Source organism: Pseudoduganella namucuonensis, assembly GCF_900116645.1.
Lineage (GTDB): Bacteria > Pseudomonadota > Gammaproteobacteria > Burkholderiales > Burkholderiaceae_D > Rugamonas > Rugamonas namucuonensis.
This window is the reverse complement of the sequence record NZ_FPBO01000008.1, coordinates 196,079-220,387: the sequence shown is the minus strand read 5'-3', so window position 1 is coordinate 220,387 and position 24,309 is coordinate 196,079. Positions and strand designations below refer to the sequence as shown.

Annotated in this window: 18 protein-coding genes; 12 read left to right on the top strand and 6 right to left on the bottom strand. The window is 69.0% G+C overall.

Annotated features, from left to right (window positions below):
- The first annotated feature begins 79 nt into the window (after window positions 1–79).
- The 5 genes from BM436_RS11365 (at window position 80) to BM436_RS11345 (ending at window position 5,884) form a co-directional block, all read left to right on the top strand.
- A complete protein-coding gene (locus BM436_RS11365; protein WP_177307136.1) occupies window positions 80–1,030 on the top strand; it encodes a family 43 glycosylhydrolase in 951 nt (316 codons plus the stop codon).
- A 138-nt stretch (window positions 1,031–1,168) separates the two neighbouring features.
- Window positions 1,169–2,737 (top strand): S8 family serine peptidase, encoded by a 1,569-nt coding sequence (locus BM436_RS11360; RefSeq protein WP_093555630.1) that lies wholly within the window; start codon window positions 1,169–1,171, stop codon window positions 2,735–2,737.
- A 148-nt stretch (window positions 2,738–2,885) separates the two neighbouring features.
- Window positions 2,886–3,197 (top strand): hypothetical protein, encoded by a 312-nt coding sequence (locus BM436_RS11355; RefSeq protein ID WP_093555629.1) that lies wholly within the window; start codon window positions 2,886–2,888, stop codon window positions 3,195–3,197.
- Window positions 3,194–4,072 (top strand): hypothetical protein, encoded by an 879-nt coding sequence (locus BM436_RS11350; RefSeq protein WP_093555628.1) that lies wholly within the window; start codon window positions 3,194–3,196, stop codon window positions 4,070–4,072. The genes BM436_RS11355 and BM436_RS11350 overlap by 4 nt, the downstream gene beginning before the upstream one ends.
- A 156-nt stretch (window positions 4,073–4,228) precedes the next feature.
- Complete coding sequence (locus BM436_RS11345; RefSeq protein WP_229490020.1) at window positions 4,229–5,884, top strand: methyl-accepting chemotaxis protein; 1,656 nt, start codon at window positions 4,229–4,231, stop codon at window positions 5,882–5,884.
- Window positions 5,885–5,921: 37 nt separating this feature from the next.
- On the opposite strand, the gene BM436_RS11340 is transcribed toward BM436_RS11345, so the two are convergent.
- Complete coding sequence (locus BM436_RS11340) at window positions 5,922–6,398, bottom strand: phasin family protein (protein WP_093555626.1); 477 nt, start codon at window positions 6,396–6,398, stop codon at window positions 5,922–5,924.
- A gap of 315 nt (window positions 6,399–6,713) precedes the next feature.
- Here BM436_RS11340 and BM436_RS11335 point away from each other — a divergent pair, with 315 nt between their 5' ends.
- Window positions 6,714–6,926: a cold-shock protein gene (locus BM436_RS11335; protein ID WP_093555625.1), complete on the top strand. Its 213-nt coding sequence runs from the start codon at window positions 6,714–6,716 to the stop codon at window positions 6,924–6,926.
- Window positions 6,927–6,993: 67 nt separating this feature from the next.
- On the top strand, window positions 6,994–8,136 hold the full coding sequence (locus BM436_RS11330; RefSeq protein ID WP_093555624.1) for a sensor histidine kinase: 1,143 nt from the start codon (window positions 6,994–6,996) through the stop codon (window positions 8,134–8,136).
- A gap of 13 nt (window positions 8,137–8,149) precedes the next feature.
- Here the strand turns inward: BM436_RS11330 and BM436_RS11325 are convergent, their stop codons facing one another.
- Window positions 8,150–10,489: a pectinesterase family protein gene (locus BM436_RS11325; protein WP_143133078.1), complete on the bottom strand. Its 2,340-nt coding sequence runs from the start codon at window positions 10,487–10,489 to the stop codon at window positions 8,150–8,152.
- Window positions 10,490–10,797: 308 nt separating this feature from the next.
- Here BM436_RS11325 and BM436_RS11320 point away from each other — a divergent pair, with 308 nt between their 5' ends.
- The 5 genes from BM436_RS11320 to BM436_RS11300 all read left to right on the top strand — a co-directional run bounded on the left by BM436_RS11320 (window position 10,798) and on the right by BM436_RS11300 (window position 18,467).
- Complete coding sequence (locus tag BM436_RS11320; RefSeq protein WP_093555622.1) at window positions 10,798–13,314, top strand: TonB-dependent receptor plug domain-containing protein; 2,517 nt, start codon at window positions 10,798–10,800, stop codon at window positions 13,312–13,314.
- A gap of 80 nt (window positions 13,315–13,394) precedes the next feature.
- On the top strand, window positions 13,395–13,598 hold the full coding sequence (locus tag BM436_RS38680) for a TonB-dependent receptor (RefSeq protein ID WP_093555621.1): 204 nt from the start codon (window positions 13,395–13,397) through the stop codon (window positions 13,596–13,598).
- A gap of 27 nt (window positions 13,599–13,625) precedes the next feature.
- Window positions 13,626–15,242, top strand: coding sequence for a glycoside hydrolase family 43 protein (locus BM436_RS11310; protein WP_093555620.1), 1,617 nt, complete (start codon window positions 13,626–13,628; stop codon window positions 15,240–15,242).
- 1 nt (window position 15,243) lies between these two features.
- Window positions 15,244–16,638, top strand: coding sequence for a glycoside hydrolase family 88/105 protein (locus BM436_RS11305; protein ID WP_229490011.1), 1,395 nt, complete (start codon window positions 15,244–15,246; stop codon window positions 16,636–16,638).
- The gene (locus tag BM436_RS11300) at window positions 16,635–18,467 is read left to right on the top strand and encodes a glycoside hydrolase family 28 protein (RefSeq protein WP_229489999.1); all 1,833 of its coding nucleotides are present in this window, start codon (window positions 16,635–16,637) and stop codon (window positions 18,465–18,467) included. The genes BM436_RS11305 and BM436_RS11300 overlap by 4 nt, the downstream gene beginning before the upstream one ends.
- Here BM436_RS11300 and BM436_RS11295 read toward each other — a convergent pair.
- The 4 genes from BM436_RS11295 to BM436_RS11280 form a co-directional block, all read right to left on the bottom strand.
- Window positions 18,414–20,084 (bottom strand): methyl-accepting chemotaxis protein, encoded by a 1,671-nt coding sequence (locus BM436_RS11295; protein WP_093555617.1) that lies wholly within the window; start codon window positions 20,082–20,084, stop codon window positions 18,414–18,416. The two genes, BM436_RS11300 and BM436_RS11295, sit on opposite strands and share 54 nt — an antisense overlap.
- An 11-nt stretch (window positions 20,085–20,095) precedes the next feature.
- The gene (locus BM436_RS11290) at window positions 20,096–22,456 is read right to left on the bottom strand and encodes an EAL domain-containing protein (protein ID WP_093555616.1); all 2,361 of its coding nucleotides are present in this window, start codon (window positions 22,454–22,456) and stop codon (window positions 20,096–20,098) included.
- 225 nt (window positions 22,457–22,681) lie between these two features.
- The gene (locus BM436_RS11285; protein ID WP_177307134.1) at window positions 22,682–23,341 is read right to left on the bottom strand and encodes a response regulator; all 660 of its coding nucleotides are present in this window, start codon (window positions 23,339–23,341) and stop codon (window positions 22,682–22,684) included.
- A gap of 148 nt (window positions 23,342–23,489) precedes the next feature.
- Entirely contained in the window at window positions 23,490–24,230 is a 741-nt protein-coding gene (locus tag BM436_RS11280) for a substrate-binding periplasmic protein (protein ID WP_093555614.1), read from the bottom strand.
- Window positions 24,231–24,309 lie beyond the last annotated feature (79 nt).

The window sequence follows — 24,309 nt, the reverse complement described above, 5'->3', positions numbered from 1 at the left end:
CATAGCAAACCCGCCGCCTCCCAACCCCGCCGCGGTTGTGCTACGATTCTGTTATCGATACCAAAAACGGAGACCAACCATGCTGAAAATGACCTGGCGCGCCCTCGGCCTCGCCGCCGCCGTCGCGCTGTGCGCGCCCGCCCTGGCCGGCGCGCCCATCTCGCCGCGCTTCAACGCCGATCCCTCGCCACACTACTTCGCCGGCAAGTTCTACCTGTACGCCACCAACGACCAGGACAATTCCGGCAAGTACTGGGACTCGACCGACTGGCGCCTGTTCAGCTCCAAGGACATGAAGACCTGGACCGACGACGGCTCCTTCCTGTCGGTGGCCGTGTTCAAGTGGGCGCGGCCCGACGCCAAGGCCTGGGCGCCCGAGGCGGCCCAGCGCAACGGCAAGTACTACTTCTACGCGCCGGTCGGCGGCGACAAGATCGGCGTGGCGGTCGCCGATCATCCGCAAGGTCCGTTCACCGACGCGCGCGGCGACGCCCTGATCGACAAGGCGCGCGACGCCAACGCCGGCGACGAACCCATCGATCCGGCCGTGCTGATCGACGACGACGGCCAGGCCTACCTGATGTTCGGCACCCGCGTGCCCAAGATCGTGCGCCTGCAGCCGGACATGATCCACACCGCCGGGCCGATCGAGAACCTGGCCGTGACCGGCCTGCCCGCCAGCGACAAAAAGAAGGTCTACGGCGAGGCGCCCTTCCTGCACAAGCGCAATGGCCTGTACTACTTCAGCTTCTCCACCGGCTGGCCGGGCCAGATCGTGTACGCGACGTCGAAAAACCCGATGGGACCGTACGAGTACCGCGGCGTCATCCTCGACTACCTGGACATCTCCACCAACCACCAGGCCATCATCGAGCACGAGGGCAAGTCCTATCTGTTCTACCACGACAAGCTGCTGCCGGGCGGCGACAGCATACGGCGCTCCATCGCCATCGAGCCGATCAGCTACGCGGCCGATGGCTCGATCGAGCAGGTGCGGCCCGCCAACGCCTCCAAGGCGGCCGCCAAGTAGGCGATCACCGCATTGTTGTTTTTATATTGAAATTGCTGAACATCAACGTTGACCCTTTGATACAAGCTCCCTAACATCGGCTTTCGCCCGCCACAAGCGGACGGCTTCATCAATCCTTACAGCCGATAGGACAACAGCATGTTCATAGCCAAAAGTAAGAATGCAAAAGCAGGCGCGGTATTCGTCATGGGCCTGATGGCCGCCGCGGTGGGCGCCAGCGTGGCCGCCGCCGCGCAGCCGGACAATGTACGCGTCATCGTCGCCTTCAAAAAAGGCGCGCAGCAAAACGGCAAGGCGGCCATCGCCGCCGCCAAGGGCAGCATCAAGGAAGACCTGGCCGACATCGACGCGGCGGCCGCCGAGATACCGGCCAAGGCCCTGAACGGCCTGCGCAACAACCCGCACATCGAATTCGTCGAGGAGGACGCCAAGCGCAGGATGTTCGCCACCAGCGCGCCGTCCACCGGCACGCCCTACCAGACGGGCCAGCAGGTGCCCTACGGCATCGCCATGGTGCAGGCGGACCAGCTGCCGGACACCTACGCCGGCAACCGCACCGTCTGCATCATCGACTCCGGCATCGACCTGGCCCACGAGGACCTGGCCGGCAACCAGGCGACCGGCCACACCAATCCCGGCACCGGCCCCTGGTACACCGACGAGAACCACCACGGCACGCACGTGGCCGGCACCATCGCGGCCGTCAACAACGGCGGCGTGGGCGTGGTGGGCGTGAACGCCAACCGCCAGCTGAAACTGCACATCATCAAGGTGTTCGGTCCCGAGGAATGGGCCTACACCTCGACCCTGATCGCGGCGGCCAACAAATGCGGCGCCGCCGGCGCCAACATCATCAGCATGTCGCTGGGCGGCGACGTGCCGAGCCGCGCCGAGGAGCGCGCCTTCGACGGCCTGGCCAAGCGCGGCGTGCTGTCCATCGCCGCCGCCGGCAACGACGGCAACAACGCCCAGTCCTACCCGGCCGGCTACGCCAGCGTGATGTCGGTGGCGGCGCTGGACGAGAACAAGAAGGTCGCGGACTTCTCGCAATTCACGCCCAAGGTGGAAATCGCCGCGCCCGGCGTGCAGGTGCTGTCGACCGTGCCGATGGGCGCGGGCCGCGACTCGTCGCTCAAGGTGGGCGCCACCAGCTACGCGCCGGGCGGCATGGACGGTTCGCCGGCCTCCACGGTCACCGCGCCGCTGGCCCCGTTCGGCCTGGGCGACCAGATCGACGCCTCGGTGGCCGGCAAGGTGTGCCTGATCAAGCGCGGCGCCCTCGCCTTCGGCGTCAAGGTCGCCAACTGCCAGGCCAGCGGCGGCGTGGGCGCGGTGGTCTACAACAACGCGCCGGAGGGCTTCAGCGGCACGCTGGGCGGCACCGCCACCGCCATCCCCTCCGTGACCGCCTCCGGCGCGGAGGGCGCGGCGCTGCAGGGCCAGCTGGGCCAGAGCGCCACCATCGCCATCAAGGCCACCAACTACGCGCTGTACAACGGCACCTCGATGGCCACACCGCACGTGTCGGCCGTGGCGGCGCTGGTGTGGAGCTACTTCCCGGCCTGCACGGCGGACCAGATCCGCACCACGCTGGACAAGTCGGCGCAGGACCTGGGCGCGGCGGGACGCGACGCCTACTACGGCTACGGCCTGGTGCAGGCCAAGGCGGCCTACGACCGCATCCGCGCCATGGGCTGCGCCAACTAGGCCCCGGACGCCGTGAAGCCCCCCGCTGGCGGCCCCCGCGGGGGGCTTTTTTTGCCCCGGGCGTGAGGATTCGATAGACTTCGCCATGATCGTTTGTGCCATATTGCCTGCCATGCAATCACCAACCCAAAACCCAATGGAGAGCGACATGGAAAGCATGGAAAGCACGGACCCCAAGTACAACAACGTGAAGATCAACGCGCTGATTTTCGACTCCGCCGACCGCGGCTCGCCCGAGCGCTTCAGCCTGAAATACGGCACCTTCGACAAAATCCTGCCGAAGAAATTCATCGAGCTGCAGATGGTCGAGAACGGCGTCAAGATCATGTGGCTGTGGCTGGAGACGCGGCTGGAAAAGGAAACCGGCATCAAGAAAAAGATCAGCGGCCAGGACGAGTGCGAGTCCATCCAGGACGTGGCCGATTGCGTGTACGCGCTGACCGGAAAGGACAAGCCATGATCCGGAAAACCCTGCCCCTGCTCTGCGCGCTCGCGTGCGCGCCCGCGTTCGCCGAAGTGGTGCTGACGGGCGACAAGGCGCCCACCGAGCAACCCTGGGCCGAGCCGGCCACGCTGTCGCATGTGCGCAGCGGCGACGGCAGCGACGTCACCACCGTGCACGCGAACCTGGCCATCAAGGGCAAGCGGCCGCTGCCGGGCGAGGCGCCCGGGCTGCTGCAGTACGGCGCCGGCGTGTACTGGCACAAGGACACCGGCGACGACACCCGCCAGAACGACCGCGGCGTCAGCCTGTCGGCCTACCACTTCCGGGTGGTGGACACGGGACCGTCCGGCGCCGTGGTGTCCTACCAGTACAGCGGCGTCCTGCAGTTCGGCAAATCGCTCACCCAACTGGCGGACGACGGCGGCCCGACCCGCTACGATGACAAGACCAAGGACAGGGAAGTCCTCGCCGCCGAGCTGTTCTACCAGCCCGCCGGCGACGCCGGCTGGACCCATCACACGCAGCTGAAGGGCGGCGCCTATTCCGACCACGCCAGCGGCGGCGGCGCCAGCCCCTCCGGCCGCGTCTCCGGCCTGCTGGCCCGCGCCGACTGGACGCTGTACCCGGCCGGCACGGACGGCGTGGGCGCCACCGGCATCGCCCCCGTGTTCCACCTGCTGGCGCAGCACCAGCACGACCGCTGGACCAGCGGCGGCCGCGACAAGGGCAACCACAAGCTGTACGCCGCGTCCCTGGGGCTGGAGTTCAACAACGCCGGCAAGTTCGTGCCCACCTTCAGCCTGGCGCGCAGCATCGGGGCTGACCTGCTCGCCGGCCGGGCCTACATCGGCAGGACGGAACTGGCGCTGGGCCTCAAAGTGAAACTCTGAGCCACCCCGCCCCGGCGGCCCCCGTTCCTCAATGAGACAGCGGCCGCCCTTCCAAGCCCGGACGTCTTGACTTGCATCAACCCGCGTGCGATTCTGGATTTGCGGCCCGCCCCGGCGGGCCCGCGCCATATAAAAGAATAGCAAGGGAGAGAGTGCATGAACCCGACGTTTTGGCAGTCCATGAGCATCGCCAGGAAACTGGCCGTCCTGAACATCAGCGCCATCGTGGGCATCGTCCTGCTCACGGCGATATTCCTGGTGTCCGAGCGCACGCTGATCCTGGAGGAACGGAAAAGCAATGTGCAGCAAACGGTGGAGGCCGCGCACGGCATCCTGGTGCATTTCCACAACCAGGAAAAGGCCGGCCTGATGCCGCGGGCCGAGGCCCAGAAGCAGGCCAAGGACACCATCAAGGGCCTGCGCTACGCCGGCACCGAGTACTTCTGGCTCAACGACATGCAGCCGAAGATGGTGATGCATCCGATCAAACCCGAGCTCGACGGCAAGGACCTCTCCGGCAACAAGGACCCGACCGGCAAGCAGCTGTTCGTCGAATTCGTCAACGTGGTCAAGGCCAAGGGCGGCGGCTCGGTCGAATACATGTGGCCCAAGCCGGGCAGCGACACACCGGTGAAGAAGGTGTCGTACGTGAAGGGCTTCGAGCCCTGGGGCTGGCTGATCGGCTCCGGCGTGTACGTCGACACCGTCGACGCGGCGATCCGCGCGCGCACCATCGAATTCTCGCTGGCCGCGGTGCTGCTGGCCGGCCTGCTGCTGGCGATCGGCGTGCTGATCTCGCGCAGCCTCCTCAAGCAGCTGGGCGGCGAGCCGGACTACGCCTCCGGCATCGCGCGCAGCATCGCCGGCGGCGACCTGAGCGTGGCCATCGACCTCAAGCGCGACGACGGCGCCAGCATGCTCAACGGTATCAAGGCCATGCGCGACGACCTGGCCAAGATCGTCACCGAGGTCCGCATGGCGACCGACACCATCGCCACCGCGTCCGGCGAGATCGCGGCCGGCAACGCCGACCTGTCGGCCCGCACCGAGAGCCAGGCCAGTTCGCTGGAGCAGACCGCCGCGTCGATGGAGGAACTGACCAGCACGGTCAAGCAGAACGCCGAGAACGCGCGCCAGGCCAACGCGCTCGCCGAGTCCGCCTCCAACGTGGCGCGCAAGGGCGGCGCCGTGGTGTCGCAGGTGGTCGACACGATGGCCTCGATCAACGACTCCTCGCGCAAGATCGTCGACATCATTTCCGTCATCGACGGCATCGCCTTCCAGACCAACATCCTGGCGCTGAACGCGGCGGTGGAGGCGGCGCGCGCGGGCGAACAGGGCCGCGGCTTCGCGGTGGTGGCGTCCGAGGTGCGCAACCTGGCCCAGCGCAGCGCGGCGGCGGCCAAGGAAATCAAGACGCTGATCGGCACCTCGGTCGACACCGTCGAGGCCGGCAACAAGCTGGTGGCGGAAGCGGGCAGCACGATGGACGAGGTGGTCGCCAGCGTGCGCAAGGTGACCGAGATCGTCGGCGAGATCAGCTCGGCCAGCAACGAGCAGAGCGCCGGCATCGCGCAGGTCAACCAGGCCATCACGCAGATGGACGCGGTCACCCAGCAAAACGCCGCGCTGGTGGAACAGGCGGCGGCGGCGGCGGAAAGCATGCAGAAGCAGGCCGCCGCGCTGATGCGGGCGGTGGGCGTGTTCCGGCTGGAAGGCGGCGACGGCGGCGCCCCGCGGCAGCCGCAACGGCAGGCGCGGCCGCGGTCCGCCCGCGACACTGGCGCGCCGCGGCTGGGAACAGGCCGCTAGGCGCCACGCCGGGGCGTGCGCGCGGCGCGCGCCGCCGTCAGGCCTTGGGTGTGGTTCCCGGGATGCCGCCCTCGTCTTCCATGACCTGCCGGGACTTGCTGACACCCTTCTTGTAGTCGGCGACATTCTGGTCCACCACCGCCCGCGCATCCTCGCCCAGCGCCTGCGCCGCATCGCCGAACTGTTCCGTGGTGTCCCGCTGCTTCGCGCTGAAGTCGTCTTTCGCGTTCGTCAGGATGGCGCTCAGTTCCGAGCCGTAGGCCTGGGTGGCTTCCGCGTTGGACTCGCGCTGCTTGGCGCCCAACTCCACCAGGTCGGCCGAACTCCTGGCCAGCAGCACCGAGTGCATCAGGCGCTGGAAGTTCTCGGTGGCCGCCTTGGCGGTGGCGATGTTGAGGGTGACAATCTTCTCCATGCTGTCCACGGCGAGACTACCAAACCAATTGAAGGCGTTAAGCTGCAGGCTGGCGAACGCGGAGCGCGCGTCCGTATTTTCGGTTGCGTTTGGGTACATGATTTTTCCTGGGATTGGTACAACGTGGCGGGGATGTCAGTTGACATCCAGGACACCATGGCAGCACTCGACGCCGCCGTCTGTTTGTTATCTAACATACCTTCAGGCACTACCGCACCGCAGCAAAGTAATGCTAGGTGAATGGGGCGCACTGCTGTATATTGGGTACTGCACTTCATCAAGCTGAAGTTATTGTTGGCCTCTCTCCTGTATCGCTCACCTCGAGCGCTTCCTGTCTGAATATCCTGCGGTTTCGTCTTTCTTGCCTGTAGTGCCTTTCGGGCATACCGCCCTTTATTTTTAAGGAAAAAACAAATGACGACTCAAAACGGCACGGTTAAATGGTTCAACGACGCCAAAGGCTTCGGCTTCATCACGCCGGACGACGGCGGCAAGGATCTGTTCGCGCACTTCGGCGACGTGCAGGCTGAAGGCTTCAAGAGCCTGGCCGAAAACCAGCGCGTTTCCTTCGAACGCGGCATGGGTCCCAAAGGCGAAAAAGCCAGCAACATCCGTCCCATCAAATAAGCACCCGGCACGCCGGGTGGTAGAAGCTCGCCTCGGCGGGCTTTTTTTTTACCCCAGAGGAGCAGGCATGAGCAACCCATCCACCCTCGGCGAATTCATCCTCGCCAATCTGGAACCCATCCTCATGGAATGGGAAAGCTTCGCCAGGACGATAGAACCGCCGGCCTTGACCATGGACGACGACGCGCTGCGCGATCATGCGCGGGAAATGCTGCTGACCGTCGCGCACGACCTGAGGCAATCGCAAACGGAGGAGCAACAGTCGCTGAAGGCGCAGGGCCAGGGCGGGACCAAACGCGGCCCGACGGCGGCGGAAACCCACGCCGAGGCGCGCCTGCTGTCGGGTTACACGGTGGAACAGCTGGTGTCCGAATACCGGGCGCTGCGCGCCAGCGTGCTGCGGCTATGGACCGACGCCACCGAACGCGCGCCGTCCGACCTGCATGAGTGCACACGCTTCAACGAGGCCATCGACCAGGCCCTGGCCGAATCGGTGGCGCGCTACGCGCGCATGGTCAAGCAGTCGCAGAACATGTTCCTGGCCATCCTCGGCCACGACCTGCGCAATCCGCTGGGCGCCATCATCAGCGGCGCCAGCTTCATGATGGGCGCCAGCGACCTGTCGCCGAAGTACATGCTGGTGTCCACCCGCATGTACACCTCCGGCCAGCGCATGAGCAAGCTCATCAACGACCTGATCGATTTCACCCGCACCCACCAGGGCACCGGCATACCGGTCCGCTTGAGCGGCGGCAACTTCATGGAGGTGTGCCGCAACGTGGTGGCCGAGCTGCAGATATCCCATCCGGACCGCGCCATCGAACTGACCGGCCCCGGCGCCATCGAACTGCTGTTCGACAACGGCCGCATGGCGCAGGTGATGTCCAACCTCATCGGCAATGCGCTGCAGTACGGCGCGGCGGACGCGCCGGTCGGCGTCGTCGTGCAGCGCGACGCGGCCCACGTCCGCATCGCCATCCACAACAACGGTCCGATCCTGGAGCCCGGGCAGCTGATCCGCGTCTTCGAACCCTTCATGCGCTTCGCCGCCACCGAACCGGGACAGGAGATCCACAGCACCAATCTGGGCATCGGGCTGTACATCGCCCGCGAAATCGTGCACGCCCACGGCGGCATGATCGCGGTGGAATCCATCGCCGGCGAAGGCACGACCTTCACCATCAGCCTGCCGGTGCCGGCGGCGCGCTAGGCGCCGGGGTTTCCTACTCTGCGCGCCGCGGCGTCGGCCGCCAGCCCCGTCCATCGCCGTAGCCGGCGAAGATCAGCGCGCGGCCGCCGAATTGCGCGCGCGCCTCCTCCGCCGTCAACAGCCGCACGTGCTCGCGCGCGCCCAGGTCCAGCGGGCGTCCGGCCAGGTCCATGCTGCCGTGTTCGCGCCAGCCGGCGCCGGCGCTGCCCACGGCGGGATTGGGCGCCGGCTGCCTGGCGACGCCCTTGCCGGCCCACCCGGCGGGCGCGATGTGCGGACCCATGCGGCAATTGATGAAGGACACGTGGTCCCAACTGGTTTCATAGCCCGGGCTGCGCGCCAGCCAGGTGGCGCCCGCCGGCACGTCGTTGCCGGTCGGCCCGGGGCCGTGGGTCAATCGGCTGTTGAGGAAGACGAAACCCTTGTCATTCGCGGCCAGCGTCCTGGCCTGCACCAGGTAGCCGCCGCCCTTGCCGTTGGCGCTGTCGCCCACCGTGCGCAGCTCGCCGTCCTCGAACAGCGCGGCGCGGTTGTTGCCCCACACGAAGTCCACATTGCCGGCGATGAGCGTGCGGTAGAACCAGGAGTAGCCACGCACCTGGATCGTGTCCTGCTCGCTGAAGAAGCTGGCGTTCTTCGCGATCAGCCGGCCCTCGCTGGCGAAGAACAGGGCCTCGGCCTGGCCGCCGGCCGGCGAGGCGCGCAGCGCGCTGTTGCGAATGGTGAGCGTGTCCAGCGTCAGCAGGTCAGCGTCCTCGACCAGGAAGATCGCGCGGCCGCCGCCGATGCCGGGCGAGCCGGCGGCCTGGGATGCGCCCGAGCCGGGATTCAGGCCGTCGGCGTTGACGGCGTCGATCACCACGCCGTCCCGGCTCTGGCCGCGCAGCGTCACGCGGTCCTTCCCGCGCAGGAACAGCAGTTCCCGGTAGCGGCCGTCGCGGATGGCGATGGTCACCGGCGTGGCGCGCTTCACGTGCCGCATGGCGTGGTTCAGGGCGCCCTGCACGGTGCGGAAGTCGGCGGCACCGTCGTCGTCCACCGTGAGGCGCGCGCCGCGGGGGACGGCGGCGCGGGTGCGGAAGGTCCAGCCCGCGGTCGCGGCGACGCCGGTGAAAGGCTGGCCTTCCAGCGTGCCGGCGAACACGCCGTCGTCCACCGTCACCAGGTATTCCTCGCCCGGCCGCAGGCGCGCGCTGTGCGGGTGGATGACGACCGTGCGGCCTTCCATGACCACCGGCTGCCGGCGCACCGCGCGGCGGTATTCCTGGCCCTCGTAGCCCAGCAGGTCGTACTCGCCGGCCGTGCGTATGGTGTCGACCAGGGCGCCGTCGCGCTTGCGCAGCACGCGGATGGCGCCGCCCCGGCCCAGCGTGGGCGGCTGGTCGAAGCGCAGGCGCAGGGGCGTGTCGTACGGGACGTCGCGCTCGCCGATGGCGGGTGTCACGGCGCCGGCCAGCTTGTAGCCGGCGGCGCGCGCGGGGGCGCGTTCGCCGATGACCACGTCCACCACGGAGAACACGTTCGGATCCTCGACGCTGGCCAGCGTCAGCGACGTCGCGCCCGCGGCGAGTGGAAACAGCGTCACGTGGCCGCCATCGGCCTCCGCCCGCAGCAGGGCCGGATCGGCGGCACGTGCGGTGAAGACGAAGGGCGCGCCGCCGGCCGGGGCGTTCGCCGCGGTGGCCACGCCAGGCCCCGCCGACGGGTCAGCCGCCCTGAAGGCGCCGAACGCGCTGACCGGCAGCCGCGGCGCGGCTTCCCCGGCCTGCAAGTGCACGCGCTGCGGGGCGCGGGCCAGCGCCAGCCGCGCGGGTTTGAGCGCCGCGTCCCCGGTCACCGGAGCGCTGGCATCGAACGCCGCGCCGCTGGCGTACAGGCCGTAGCCGCCCGGCAGCCGCGGCAGGGTGGTGTCCGCGACACTGGTGATGCGTTCGCCGTTCAGGTACACGGCCAGCGTGGTCCCGTTCAACTCCAGCCGCACCGTGTAAAAGCGGTCGTCCGCCGCCGCCTCGCGGCCGAACTGCTTCAGCCGCGTCAGCGCGCCGTCGCGCATGCGCACGATCTCCACCTGCATGCGGCCGGTGGCCGGATTGAAGCCCAAGCCCGCGCCATACCAGTTGCCCGCGTCCCGATGCCGCCCCACGACATACAAACGCCCCTCCCCCGCCCCCTCGCGCAGCGGTCGCAAGCGGCTCTCGACGTAGCCATCCGCCGTCGCCTCCATCCCCGCGACGAGGACCGGCGCCTCCGCCGCCACGCGCACCAGTCCCTGCGCCGCCGCCGACAACGGCGACAGCGCCGCCCACAGCGCCAACCCCGCCCCCGCCCCCGCCACCCTCAACCGACCCGCCATTTCCTCTCCCTTCCCAGAAAAATAGCCCAGGGCTATTTAGTGGCCTGACCGGAAAATAGCCCTGGGCTATTTAGTGGCCTGACCAATTCACGCGCGCGCCGGGCGGCGCCGCGCGGCCGACGATGGTCACGCAATCATAGGCAAACGACTGGGATTTCCCAACGGAATTCCAACGTTGCTGAAAATTCTGTTTGCGCAAACATGATTTTTAATCCATGCTATCACATATTGGTCAGGCCAAATAATCATCGGCCTGACCAGAAGGAAATATTGATCAGACCAGCATCGCATAAGAACCAGGAGACCGCATGAAAAGTACCGTCCCGCGGATGGCCCTGTCCGCCATCGCCATCGCCGTGCTCACGTTCGTGAACACCGCCGCCGCCCAGCGGAACGACGACAACATGACCCGCGTGGAAGTCACGGGTTCCTCCATCCGCCGGGTGGCGACGGAGAACGCCCTGCCGCTCACCACCATCAAGGCCGAGGAACTGGTCGCGCGCGGGCTGACCACGATGTCCGAGGTGGCCACCTCGCTCACCGTCGGCTCCACCAACGAACCGGTGGGCGGCGGCGGCTCGGGCACCATGATCAATATGCGCGGCCTGAACACCAACCGCACGCTGGTGCTGCTCAATGGCCGCCGCCTGCCCAACGAGGCCATCGGCGACAGCTCCATCAACGTCGACGTGATCCCCATGAGCGCGGTCGAGCGCGTGGAAGTGCTGCGCGACGGCGCCTCCTCCATCTACGGCACCGACGCCATCGCCGGCGTGGTCAACTTCATCACCAAGCGCAGCCACACGGGCACCACCGTCACCGGCGCCGTCGTGCAGCCGGAACGCCACGGCGGCGGCGACCAGCGGCGCGTCAGCATCGTCAGCGGCTGGGGCGACCTGCGCGAACAGGGCTGGAACGTCTACGCCTCGCTGGACGTGCAAAAGCGCTCCTCGCTGCTGCAGAAGGACCGCCCCAACATCAGCGATCCGACCCTGATCGCGCAACTGGGCGGCAATCCCTTCTCCTCGAACACCTCGGGCTCCTCGTCCTCGCCGGCCAACTTCACCGTGTACCAGAACGGCAAGGCCACCACCACCACCGGCAACCCCTACTTCGCGGCCGGCTGCAAGGCGCCCTACGACAGCCAATACGCGATCGCCTCCACCAAGGCCTCCGGCGCCGGCAGCAAGACCTGCATCCTGGACCCGGACCTGTACCCGCAGCTGCTGCCGGATAACATGCAGGCCACGCTGTTTTCCAAGGCATCCCTGCGCCACGGGGACGACAAGCTGCTGACGGTGGAACTGCTCACCACCGAGTCCTACATCGACGCGCTCAACCCGCCGCAGATCTTCGGCGCGCAGACCGACTACGACAAGTACAACCCCGGCCTGCGCAAGCCGCTGTTCATCACCAAGGCCAGCAAGTACTACCCCGGCGGCAGCGGCGGCGTGCCCGCCGTGGCGGGCGTCACCGGCCAGGACCTGGCGCTGACCTGGAGCATGGACGAGGTGGGCCCCGCCGTCACCGACGACCGCCAGAACACCCACCGCCTGGCCGTCGCGGACCAGGGCGAATTCATGGGCTGGGACTACAAGGTGGGCCTGACCGCCGCGCAGAGCAAGCGCGCCGTCACCTGGAAGAGCGGCTTCTTCAGCACCGAGGGCATCTACAAGGGCGTGGCCAACGGCACCCTCAATCCCTTCGGACCGCAGGACGCGGCCGGCGACGCCTACCTGGACAGCATCAGCCGCGACGGCATCACCTACCGCACCGCGCGCGTCAAGTACTACGGCCCGGACTTCAACGCGAGCCGTCCGATGATGGAACTGGCCGGCGGCCCGCTGGTGCTGGCCGTCGGCGGCGACTGGCACAAGGAAACCTACCGCGACGGCACCGACGCCGTCGCCAACGAGGTGGTGTACAAGGTGTCCGGCACGCCGGGCGCCTATCCGACCGGCTCGCGCACCGTGGCCGGCCTGTACCTGGAGGCCGACGCGCCGATCACCAGGCAACTGACCTTGACCGGCGCCGTGCGCGCCGACCATTTCAGCGATTTCGGCGGCACCGTCAACCCCAAGCTGAGCGTGCGCTGGCAGCCGGCGCAGGAGGTCATGGTGCGCGGCACCGCCAGCACCGGCTTCCGCGCGCCGACGCTGCCTGAGCTGTACGGCACGCCGCGCACCCGCACCCCGTCCACCGGCAAGTGGGACGATCCGCTGCTGTGCCCGAGCGCCACGCCGTCCATCCCCGGCACCGGCAGCCTGTCCACCGATCCGCGCTACGCGGGCATGGACCCGGCCAAGGTCTGCAACACCAACCTGGTGACACTGACCGGCGCCAACCCCGAGCTGCAGCCCGAGAAGGCGCGCACCCTCACGGCCGGCATCGTGCTGTCGCCGGTGAAGAACATGGTGCTGTCGTTCGACGTGTGGTCGATCAACATGAAGGGCACCATCGCGCAGATCTCCGAGGACACCATCTTCGCCAACCTGGGCAACTACGCCGACCTGTTCGTGCGCAACGCCGACGGCACGCTGGACTACATCGTCAAGACGCGCCTGAACATGGGCGGCCTGCGCACCAGCGGCATCGACACCAGCATCAGCTACACCTGGCCGACCACCGGCTACGGCAAGTTCGGCGTGAGCCTGGACGGCACCTACGTGGACAGCTACGAGGGCCAGAACGAGGCGGGCGGCACCTGGGTGGACAGCGTGGGCAAGCCCGGCGCGCTGGCCACCGGCGCCACCTCGGCCAACACCTATGTGTACCGCTGGAGCACAACCTGCGCGCCTCGTGGAGCCACAAGCAGTTCGGCCTGACACTGACCCAGGCCTACACCTCGGACTACGAGGACACCAACGCGCTGCCGACCCAGAAGCCGGGCCAGCCCTACTTCAACGTGATCGAGCCCACCATCCTGTACAACCTGACCAGCAACTACTCGGTGTCGGACAAGCTGAAGGTCACCTTCGGCATCAACAACCTGCTGGACAAGGACCCGCCGCTGTCGAACCAGCGCCTGGGCTCGCGCGTGGTGTTCGCGCAGAATGTGTCGAAGCCGATCGGCCGCGCCTACAGCGCGCGCGTCAACTATTCGTTCTAACCATTCGTTCCAACCATGCGAAGAGCCATGCGAAACCATACCCTCACTGCATTGCTGGCGGCGCTGCTGCCGATGGCGGCCAGCCAGGCCGCCGAACCCTGGGTCGCGGACCTGGGCAACGGTTCCTACCAGAACCCGGTGCTGAACGCCGACTACTCGGACCCGGACGCGGTGCGCGTCGGCGACACCTACTACATGACCTCATCCAGCTTCAACAGCGCCCCCGGCCTGCCGCTGCTGCAATCGAAGGACATGGTGAACTGGGAACTGGTGGGCCACGCCCTGCCCAAGCTGCCGCCGGCCGCGCACTTCAACGTGCCGCGCCACGGCGGCGGCGTGTGGGCGCCCTGCCTGCGCCACCACGACGGCAAGTTCTGGATCTTCTATCCCGATCCGGACCACGGCATCTACGTGCTCACCGCCGAGCGCTTCACCGGCCCGTGGAGCGAGCCCCACCTGCTGCTGCCCGGCAAAGGCATCATCGACCCGACGCCCATGTGGGACGACGACGGCAAGGCGTATTTGCTGCACGGCTGGGCCAAGAGCCGCTCCGGCTTCAACAACATCCTCACGCTGCGCGCCATGTCCCCCGACGGCAAGCGCCTGCTGGACAAGGACGGCCAGGGCAAGGTCGTCATCGACGGCCACAAGCTGCCCGGCTACAAGACGCTGGAAGGGCCCAAGTTCTACAAGCACAACGGCTACTACTATGTGTTCGCGCCGGCCGGCGGCGTCGAGGAAGGCTGGCAATCGGTGTTCCGTTCGCGCTCCATCGTGGGGCCGTACGAGGACCGCATCGTCATGGAAAAGGGCGACACGTCCGTCAACGGACCGCACCAGGGCGCATGGGTGCGCGCGCAGGACGGCAAGGACTGGTTCCTGCACTTCCAGGACCGCAAGGCCTACGGCCGCGTGGTGCACCTGCAGCCCATGACATGGGCGGACGACTGGCCCGTGATCGGCCAGGCCGGCCCGAAAGCGGGCACCGGCAACCCGGTGTCCACCTATCGCAAGCCCGTCGCCGGCCAGCCCGTCGCCGTGCCGGCCACCAGCGATGAATTCAGCGGCCAGGCGCTGGGGCCTCAATGGCAGTGGAACGCCAACCCGCAACAGGGCTGGCACTCGCTGTCGGCGCGCCCCGGCCACCTGCGCCTGAACACGCAGGCATTCCCCGAATCCAGGGACTTCCTGCGTGCCGCGCCCAACATCCTGGGCCAGAAGCTGCCCGCCTCCGCCTTCACCGTCGACACCCGCGTCGAGCTGCGCGACGCCGCCGACGGCGACCGGGCGGGCCTGATCCTGAACGCCATGAGCTACGCCTGGCTGGGCCTGCGCAAGCAGGGCGGGGACCTGCAGCTGGTCTACACCACCTGCACGCCGTTCGCGCCGCGCTGCAAGGAGCAAAGCACGGTGGTCCTGCCCAAGGCCCCGGCGGCGCTATCCCTGCGCATGACCATGGCGGACGGCGCCCAGGCCCAATTCCACTACAGCGTGGACGGCAAGCAGTTCACGCCGGCCGGCGCGCCGTTCGCGGCCACCAAGGGACACTGGGTGGGCGCGCAAATGGGCCTGTTCAGCGTGGGCGACGGCGGCCAGCCCGCCACCGGCCACCTGGACGCCGACTACTTCCGCGTGAGCCGCTGACATGAGGAGGATACTTTGCCTGATGGCGGCGGCCGCGCTGCCGGCGCTGGTGCAGGTGGCCCAGGTGGCGCAGGCGGCGCAGGCGGCGGGCCCCTACCGCAATCCGGACAACAAGAACCTGTCCGACCCGCTCGAAGGCACCTACCCGGTGCCCTACAAGCTGCCCGTGGTGGCCGAGATCACGGCGGACCTGCACAAGGTGCGCGCCTTCATCGACCGGGCCACGCCCAGCCGCGTCGTCGACCGCAACACCGGCCAGCCCGTCACCGACTTCTCCACGCCGTCACCGCACGCCATCGTGGAGCCGTCGCCCAACGACTTCGGCATCATGAACTACGAAATGGGCGTGATGCACGCGGGGCTGATCAAGGCGCGCGCCGTCACGGGCGACCAGGGTTTCACCGCGATGACCGAGCGCCACCTGAACTTCTTCAACGACCGCTTGCCCTACTTCCGCGAGCAGGAAAAGCGCTTCAAGCTGGGCCGCGCCAACAGCTTCGCGCGCTTCGTGGCGCCGCATTCGCTGGACGACGCTGGCTCGATGTGCGCGGCCATGGTGCGCGCGCGCTTCGCGAAGATCGGGCCGGACCTGTCCCACATCATCGCCGTGTGCGCCGACTGGGTGGCCAACAAGCAGGTACGCCTGCCCGACGGCACGCTGGCGCGCAACCGCCCGCAGGCCTGGTCCGTGTGGGCGGACGACATGTACATGGGCATACCGGCGCTGGCCGAGATGGGCCACCTCACCGGCGAGCGCCGCTACTTCGACGACGCGGTGAAGAACGCGCTGAACATGTCGCGCTACCTGTTCAACCCGCAACTGGGCGTGTACACCCACGGCTGGAACGCCAACAACCCGGACGCGCCGCGGTTCCACTGGGGCCGCGCCAACGGCTGGGCCGTGCTGGCCCTGTCCGACCTGCTGGACGTGCTGCCCAGGGACCATCCCGGCTACCAGGACGTGCTGGCGCAGCACCGGCGCGCGTTGCGCGGCATCGCCGAGCTGCAGTCCGAGGAGGGCCTGTGGCACCAGATGCTGGACCGCGAGCGCTCCTACATGGAAACCTCGGGCAGCGCCATGTTCGTCTACGCCATCGCGCACGCCGTCAACGAGGGGTGGATCAGCCCCACCACCTACGGCCCCATCGCCCAGGCGGGATGGGCGGGCCTGTCCTCGCGCATCAACGCGCAGGGCGGCATCGAGGGCGGCTGCGTCGCCACCACCTTCGCCAACGATCATGTCTACTACTACAACCGTCCGGTCAGCGTTAACGCGATGGCCGGCTATGGCCCGATGCTGCTGGCCGGCGCGGAGATGATCCGGCTGGTCACCAACCCGGACATCGCCATCACCGACAAGGTGCGGACCTACCACTACGGACCCAAGAAACCATGAGGACGACCATGCAAGCCATCGACACCCGGCGCCGCGCGCTGCTGAAGGGCGCCGGCGCGGCCGCGCTGCTGGCTCCCGGCGCGTCGGCGCTGGCGGACACCGCCGCCAAGGCCGCGGCCGATCCCTGGACGCGCGCCGAGGCCATCATCGGCAAATTCGCCACGCCGCTGGCCTTCCCCAAACGCGACTACGCGATCACCACGTTCGGGGCCAAGCCCTGCGCGATGAGCAAGGCCAGGGGCTTCCTGGACAGCGAGCAGGGTCCCACGGAGCTGCTGACGCCCTCGCCCGGCTCGCACGACTGCCACCCCGCCATCCGCGACGCCATCGCCGCCGCCAGCAAGGCCGGCGGCGGGCGCGTCGTCATCCCGGCCGGGAACTGGTACTGCAAGGGGCCCATCGTGCTGCTGTCCAACGTCCACGTGCACCTGGCGGCGAACGCGCAGGTGTGCTTCAGCGCCAATCCGGCGGACTACGCCAAGCACGGCGAATACGACTGCGGCGCCAACGGCAAGCTGTCGCTGTCGCGCTGGCAGGGCAACGACTGCCTGAACTACACGCCGCTGGTGTACGCCCACAACCAGCGCAACATCGCCCTCACCGGCGAGGACTGGACCAGCACCCTGAACGGCCAGGGCGGCGTGACCTTCGAGGACGGCAGCGGCGACAACTGGTGGGCCTGGAGCGGCAAGAACGCCACCAGCCCCACCGCCCGCCAGGGCGTGGTCAATCCCGCCAACGCCGCCTCGCTCTCCGCGCTGGCGCCGCAATTGCCGGAGGCCGAACTGGCGCTGATACAGGGCGCCAATCCCAACTGGCGCAGCGACGAGAAGTTCCTGCCGGCGCTGTCGGAGGCGCGCGTGGCCATCGGCAAGCGGGTGTTCGGCAAGGGCCACTTCCTGCGTCCCTGCATGGTCGAATTCGTCGGCTGCAGCGACGTGCTGATGCGGGGCTACCAGGTGCTGGCCAGCCCGTTCTGGCTGCACCACCCGGTCAACTGCCGCAACGTGCACTTCTCGAAGGTGAAGATGGAGAGCATGGGCCCGAACTCCGACGGCTTCGACCCCGAATCCTGCGAGACGGTGCTGGTGGATGGCTGCCTGTTCAACACCGGCGACGACTGCATCGCCATCAAGGCCGGCAAGGGCACGGACACGCAGTACGGCCCCACCCGCGACGTGGTGATCCAGAACAGCGTCATGAACAGCGGCCACGGCGCGATCACGCTGGGCAGCGAAATGGCGGCCGGCATCGAGCACGTGTACGCCCAGCACCTGGAGATCCGCAATATGCACTGGGCCAGCGATCCCCTGGGCACGGCGGTGCGCATGAAGACCAATATGAACCGCGGCGGCTACCTGCGCCACTTTTACGTGCGCGACCTGGTGCTGCCGAACGGCGTGCGCACCAAGGCGGGCTTCTACAAGCCGATCGAGGGCGGGCCGATCCCGCCCAGGACCGTGTCCTCCGGCGGCGGCGCGGTGATCACCATCGACTGCGACTACACGCCCGGCTTCGACAACGTGCGCACCCGCCCGCCGCGGGTGTCGGACGTGCACATCTCGGATATCCGCGTCTCCAACGTGAAGACCGGGGACGGCGCGTATTCCAGTTACCAGGCCTTCGTCATCCTGGGCCCGGTGGCGCACAGCTACAACGGCGCCGCCGGCGCGCCGGTGCCGCCGCTGACCGACATCAGCATCCGCGACTGCGATTTCGGCACGCCGCGCAACGCGGACCAGCCCTGGTTCATCCACAACGTGCGGGGCCTCACGCTAACGAACGTGAAGATCGGGGAGCGCAGCCACAACGCCACGCTCTCGGGCTAAGCCGCCGCGCGGGACCGGGGCGGACGCGGGGACGCGGCCCGGTTCCGGGCGCCGCGCGGGCGCCGGGCCGGCCAGCTTGAACACGGCGGCGTCGTCGGCGAGCCGGGCGGCCTGGTCGCGCAGAGAGGCCGCCGCGGCGGCCGCCTCCTCCACCAGCGCGGCGTTCTGCCGCGTCAGCGCGTCCATCCGGCCGACCGCCTGGTTCACCTGCGCGATGCCGGCCGCCTGCTCGCCGCTGGCGCGGGCGATCTCGCCCATGATGCCGGCCACGCGGCCGATCCCGTCCATCATGCCGCGCATGGCCTCGCCGGCGTGGTCCGCCAGTCGCGTGCCTTCGGCCACCTGCGCCACCGACACGCCGATCAGGTCCTTGATGTCCCTGGCCGCCGCCGCCGAGCGCTGCGCCAGTTGCCGCACCTCGCCCGCCACCACCGCGAAGCCGCGCCCCTGCTCGCCGGCCCGCGCCGCCTCCACCGCCGCGTTCAGGGCCAGGATGTTGGTCTGGAAGGCGATGCCGTCGATCACGCCCAGGATCTCGCCGATGCGGCGCGAGGTGGCGTCGATGCGCGCCATGCCGTCGGCCACGTGGCCCACCGCGGCGGCGCCCTCGTCGGCGGCGCGGGCGGCGTCCCGCGCCAGGCCGCTGGCATGGCCGGCGTGCTCCGCGTTGGCCGCGACGGTGGCCGCCAGCTGCGCCAGCGCGGCCGCCGTTTCCCGCAGCGAGCCGGCCTGCTGTTCGGTGCGCCCGGACAGGTCCACATTGCCGGCGGCGAACTGCGCCGCCGCGCCGGCCATGGCCTCGGTGCCGCCGCGCACGCCGTCCACCAGGCGCGCCAGCTTGTCGCGCATGGCCGCCAGCGCGTGCATCAGGCTGGCCTGGTCGCCGGGGCGCAGCGCGATCGCCACCGACAGGTCGCCCGCCGCCACGTGGCCGGCGATGGCCGAGGCGTGGGCCGGTTCGCCGCCGAGCTGGCGCGTCAGGCCGCGCACGATGGCGCAGGCCGCCGCCACGCCCAGCAGCACGCCGGCGGCGGCGCCCGCCAGCAGCGTGGCCCTGGCCTGCTCGATGCCCTGCCGCACCGCCGCGCCGCCCTCCAGCGCGGCCTGGCGCTGCAGCTCGGCGAATTCCAGCACCCGCTCCTGCAGCGCGTCCAGCAAGGGCAGCGTCTCGCCGCGCATCAGGGCGGCGGCCGGCTCCCTGGCGCCGGCCGCCAGCAGCGCGGCGGCGGCGGTGAACGAGCGCACATAGCGCGCGCGGGCCTCGCGTATGCCGGCCAGCATGCTCCGGCCGCGCTCCATGTAGACCAGCCTGTCCAGGCTGTCGAGCGCGGCGCCGATGCGCGCCTTGTTGCCGTCGATGCGCGCCAGGATGGCGGACCGCTCGTCCGGCGCCGCGATGAACAGCTGCAGCGTGTAGCGCGCGTTCTCGCGCGTCAGCAGGCTGACCACGCCGGCGGCGTCGGCCTTGGCCCAGTCGCGCTCCACCAGGCGGGCGTTGATCTCCCCCACGCGCGACAGGCTGGCGACGCCGACGGCGGCCAGCGCCACCATCACCACGAGCAGCAATCCAAATCCCGCCGCCAGCCGCCGGCCCACCGTCCATGTCCCCCAACGCATACGTCCCCCTGTCATGATGCTGTCAATTCGAAGGCGGCGCGCTGCGCGCGCAGCAGCGCCTCGAGCGCCGCCGCCGGCATCGGCCGGCCGATGTGGTAGCCCTGCAGCTCGTGGCAATCGTGGGCGCGCAGGAACTCGGCCTGCTCCTCCGATTCCACGCCCTCGGCGATCACGCGCAGCTTCATGCCGCGCGCCATCGCGATCATGGCCGTGATGATGGTGCCCTCGTTCATGCCGGAGTGGATCTCGGAGACGAAGGTGCGGTCTATCTTCAGGCTGTCCAGCGGGAAGCGGCGCAGGTAGTTCAGCGACGAGTAGCCGGTGCCGAAATCGTCCAGCGACAGCCGCACGCCCACCGCCTTCAATTCCACCAGCAGCGGCACGGCCTCCTCGGCGTCGCGCATGATGGCGGTCTCCGTGATCTCCAGCTCCAGGCACTCCGGCGCCAGACCGGACTCGCGCAGCACCTCGCGCACCAGCGGCAGCAGTTCGTCGCGCTGCAGCTGGCAGGCGGACAGGTTGACGGCCATGCTCAGGCCGGGCAACCCGGCCAGCTGCCAGCAGCGGGTCTGGCGGCAGGCCTCGCGCAGCACCCAGGCGCCGATCAGCGTGATCAGCCCGGTCTCCTCGGCCAGCGGGATGAAATCGGCCGGGCCCACCATGCCGCGGCGCGGATGCTGCCAGCGCAGCAGCGCCTCGGCGCCCGTGACGCGGCCGCCGCGCGTGTCCAGCTTGGGCTGGTAGTGCAGCAGGAACTCGCCCCGCTCCAGCGCGTTGTGCAGCTCCACCTCCATGCGCTGGCGCGCGCGGTTGGCCGAGTTCATCTCCTCCGTGTAGAAGCTCAGGCGGCCGCGCCCCTGCTGCTTGGCGCGGTACATCGCCAGGTCCACGTTCTTCATCAGGGTCTGCTCGTCGGCGCCGTCGCGCGGGTACAGGCTGATGCCGATGCTGGTGCGCACATACACCTTCTGGCCCTCGATGACGAAGGGCTGGGACAGCACCTGCAGCAGCTTTTCCGCCACCGCCACCGCGTCCTCGGGCCGCGCCACGTCCGGCATCACGATCACGAACTCGTCGCCGCCCAGGCGCGCCACGGTGTCGCTCTCGCGCACCGCCTCGTTCATGCAGCGCGCCACGTTGGCCAGCAGCAGGTCGCCGGCCGCGTGGCCCAGGCTGTCGTTGATGACCTTGAAGTTGTCCAGGTCGTGCAGCAGCACGGCCACCATCTTGCCGTTGCGGCGCGCCGCCGCGATCGCGCCGCGCAGCCGGTCGCCCAGCAGGTTGCGGTTGGCCAGCCCGGTCAGCGCGTCGTGGTTGGCGTTGTACTCCAGCTGCCGGGCGTAGGCCCGGTTGGCCTCCTCGGCGCGCAGCGCGGCGCGCTCGACCCGTTTGCGCTCGCTCACGTCCAGGATCACGCCGATGGTGACGGCCTTGCCGTCCAGCGCCATGCGCGAGCCGAACACCTCGATGTCGAACAGCGTGCCGTCCTTGCGGCGCGCCTGGCGCTCGTAGCTCACCTCGCTGACCTCGCCGCTCAGGCGGCGCCGCATGTGGTGCAGCACCAGGCCGTGCGCCTCCTCGGGCACGATGTCGAACACGCCGACCGAGCGCATCATCTCCGCGCGGTCGTAGCCGAACAGCTCCGCCATCTTGGGATTGACGAAGCGGAAGCGCGCGTCCTCGGCGATGTAGACGCCCACCACGGAGTTGTCGGCGAGGCTGCGGAAGGTGGATTCGGCGGCGCGCACCAGCTTGCGGCGCGTCAGCCGCCAGGCCAGCGCCAGCAGCAGCATGTCGGCCGCCAGCACGGCGTACATCTGGCGCAGCGCGCGCTCCTGCGAGGCGCCCGCCTCGGCCGCCATCCGCGCCACCACGCCCTCGGCGCGCTCCAGCAGCGCGGGGGCGCGGGCGGCCACCCGGTGCAGGGCGCCGGCGGCGTCCGCGGCGGCGGGGTCGGTGGCAAGGTCGACGTCGGCGCCGAACAGCCGCCACTCGACGCGCAGCCCGGCCAGCCGTTCAGCCAGCGCCGCCGACGGGCGGCGCAGACGGTGGCCGAAGGCGCTGCCGCCGCCGGACAGCGCGTCCAGCGAGGCCTGGTAGTCGGCGCGCGACTGGCGCAGGCGCTCGCGCCAGCCGGGCGGCGCGAGCCGGTGGTAAGCCGTCTCGAAGGCGATCTTCTGGCTGAGCATGCGCAGCCTGCCGGCCACGCTGACCGATTCGGCCACGCCGTTCTGCTCGCGCACCATGCCGTGCGCCAGCAGCAGGTTGCCCGCCGCCAGCGCGCACACCAGCAGGTAGGCGGCGCCCACCTTGGCGCCGGGCGTGGCCCGCCCCTTCACCGGCTCGGCGCCGGGTATCGCTGTCGTTGCCATGGATATCCACTTGTAGGTCGGTCATATCGTCGGCAGTGGATAGCGGCAATGGCGCGCCGGCCCGTCATCGCGGTCCGGTCTGTCGCCCTGTCTCCCCCAGTTCTCCACTTGGCCGCGACGCGCCGGCTTATGCTTGCCGGCTGCGCGCAGAGTGCTGAGCAGTATGTGGCGAGATGGCGCCGGCCCGGAAGTGCTATTGGACCCGGGCCATACGGCCCTTCCCCGTCAGGCGCGGCGGGCGACGATGGCGGCCAGCTGGGCGCGGCGCGTCACCTGCAGCTTCTGGAACACGCTGCTCAGGTGGTTTTTCACGGTCTTGTGGCTCAGGCCCAGCGCGTCGCCGATCTGCTTGTTGGTGAGGCCCTCGGCGATCAAGGGCAGGATCTTGCGCTCCTGCGGCGTGAGCTCGGCGATCTCCGCAGTGTCCGCGCCGGGCGCCGCCGCGCGTCCGGCGGCGCTGGACTTGTCGCGCAGGATCTGGATGGTGTCGGCGTCGATGGCGGGCGTGCCGCGCGCCACCGCCGTGATGGTGCGCGCCAGCTCCTCCACCTTGGCGCCCTTGTGCAGATAGCCGTCGGCGCCGGCCATGATGCCGTCCACCCGCATGGTGTCGTCCTTCAGCGACGTCAGGAACACCACGCGCGTGCACGGCGAGGCGGCGCGGATGTGGCGGCAGGCCCGCACCGCGTCGCCGGACGGGAACTGCGATTCCATCAGCACGATGTCCGGCTTGAGCCGCTGCGCCAGCGCCAGCCCCTGTTCGAGATTCCCGCACGCGCCGACGATGTCATAGCCCCGGGCCTCCAGCAGATGGCGCAGCGCGGTGCGCACCACCTCGTGGCTGTCCAACAACAGCAAACGTATCCTTGCCGTTCCAGTGTCCATGGTATCTCCTTTGTGTTTCGTAGATGCAAGGTCCATGCCACCGGGAAAAACAGTGTGTTCCCGCGCGCGCGGGCCGGCGGCGGCGCGGCCAGCCCCCGGACGGTGCCCGCGCCGCACCAAGGGGGTGCGTTCCAGGGGGATGCGGCGATCAGTAGCGGCTGATCAGTTTGAGCCACTCGCTGTCGTGGGCGATCGGCCCCAGCACCGCGTTCAGGTCGGGCAGGATGGCGGCGAACTCGCGCGGGATCAGCAGCATGCGGTCGTAGGAGTCGTGCGGCACGCGGGCGGCGTGGAACTGGTTCCTCCATTCCGGCCGGCGGCGCACCAGGTAGTCGAGCGTGCGGCGCGTGACGATGGCGGCGTCCACGCGGCCGCGCGCCAGCTTGTCGAGCGAGGTTTCCTCGTTGATGGCGTCGTCGCGCTCCAGCCTGCCGGCGCGTATCAGCTCGTCGACGCCGAAGTAGTAATAGCCCATCGACAGGCCGACGTGCCGGCCCACCAGCGATTCCGGCCCGTCGTAGCGGAGTGGCTTCGCGGCGGGCGAGACCACGACGTCGTTGTCGTGCAGGAAGGACGGCGACCACAGGTAGCGGGTGCGCGACTCGTCCTTGAACCAGGACGGGTGCACGCCGACCACCATGCCGCGCAGCCGGCCCAGTTGCAGGTCGTGCTCGAGCCGGCGGCGCGGCAGGTAGACGGTCTTGAAGGTGTGGCCGGGGATGCGGTCCGTCAGCAGGCGGGCCAGGTCGTAATAGATGCCCACCTCCTTGTCGCGGTCCACGATGTAGGGCGGCTTCAGGTGGTAGGCATACAGGATGAATTCGGCCGCCGCCGCGTGCGGGGCGCAGCACACCGCCAGGCACAACAGAAGGGCGCGGAGCTTGCCCATGAGACACTCGCTTGCGTTTTAACCCTTGCAGGCTAGCATTGTTCCTTTGAGGAAGCAAGCTAGCCCGCAAGGCCGCGAG

What these genes read in the sequence shown, in the direction of transcription:
- BM436_RS11295 (WP_093555617.1), bottom strand. Translation starts at nt 20,084, where the DNA reads ATGCGTTGGGGGACATGGACGGTGGGCCGGCGGCTGGCGGCGGGATTT.
- BM436_RS11360 (WP_093555630.1), top strand. Translation starts at nt 1,169, where the DNA reads ATGTTCATAGCCAAAAGTAAGAATGCAAAAGCAGGCGCGGTATTCGTC.
- BM436_RS11290 (WP_093555616.1), bottom strand. Translation starts at nt 22,456, where the DNA reads ATGGCAACGACAGCGATACCCGGCGCCGAGCCGGTGAAGGGGCGGGCC.
- BM436_RS11330 (WP_093555624.1), top strand. Translation starts at nt 6,994, where the DNA reads ATGAGCAACCCATCCACCCTCGGCGAATTCATCCTCGCCAATCTGGAA.
- BM436_RS11340 (WP_093555626.1), bottom strand. Translation starts at nt 6,398, where the DNA reads ATGTACCCAAACGCAACCGAAAATACGGACGCGCGCTCCGCGTTCGCC.
- BM436_RS11285 (WP_177307134.1), bottom strand. Translation starts at nt 23,341, where the DNA reads ATGGACACTGGAACGGCAAGGATACGTTTGCTGTTGTTGGACAGCCAC.
- BM436_RS11305 (WP_229490011.1), top strand. Translation starts at nt 15,244, where the DNA reads ATGAGGAGGATACTTTGCCTGATGGCGGCGGCCGCGCTGCCGGCGCTG.
- BM436_RS11365 (WP_177307136.1), top strand. Translation starts at nt 80, where the DNA reads ATGCTGAAAATGACCTGGCGCGCCCTCGGCCTCGCCGCCGCCGTCGCG.
- BM436_RS11350 (WP_093555628.1), top strand. Translation starts at nt 3,194, where the DNA reads ATGATCCGGAAAACCCTGCCCCTGCTCTGCGCGCTCGCGTGCGCGCCC.
- BM436_RS11310 (WP_093555620.1), top strand. Translation starts at nt 13,626, where the DNA reads ATGCGAAACCATACCCTCACTGCATTGCTGGCGGCGCTGCTGCCGATG.
- BM436_RS11300 (WP_229489999.1), top strand. Translation starts at nt 16,635, where the DNA reads ATGAGGACGACCATGCAAGCCATCGACACCCGGCGCCGCGCGCTGCTG.
- BM436_RS11320 (WP_093555622.1), top strand. Translation starts at nt 10,798, where the DNA reads ATGAAAAGTACCGTCCCGCGGATGGCCCTGTCCGCCATCGCCATCGCC.
- BM436_RS11280 (WP_093555614.1), bottom strand. Translation starts at nt 24,230, where the DNA reads ATGGGCAAGCTCCGCGCCCTTCTGTTGTGCCTGGCGGTGTGCTGCGCC.
- BM436_RS11345 (WP_229490020.1), top strand. Translation starts at nt 4,229, where the DNA reads ATGAACCCGACGTTTTGGCAGTCCATGAGCATCGCCAGGAAACTGGCC.
- BM436_RS11355 (WP_093555629.1), top strand. Translation starts at nt 2,886, where the DNA reads ATGGAAAGCATGGAAAGCACGGACCCCAAGTACAACAACGTGAAGATC.
- BM436_RS11325 (WP_143133078.1), bottom strand. Translation starts at nt 10,489, where the DNA reads ATGGCGGGTCGGTTGAGGGTGGCGGGGGCGGGGGCGGGGTTGGCGCTG.
- BM436_RS11335 (WP_093555625.1), top strand. Translation starts at nt 6,714, where the DNA reads ATGACGACTCAAAACGGCACGGTTAAATGGTTCAACGACGCCAAAGGC.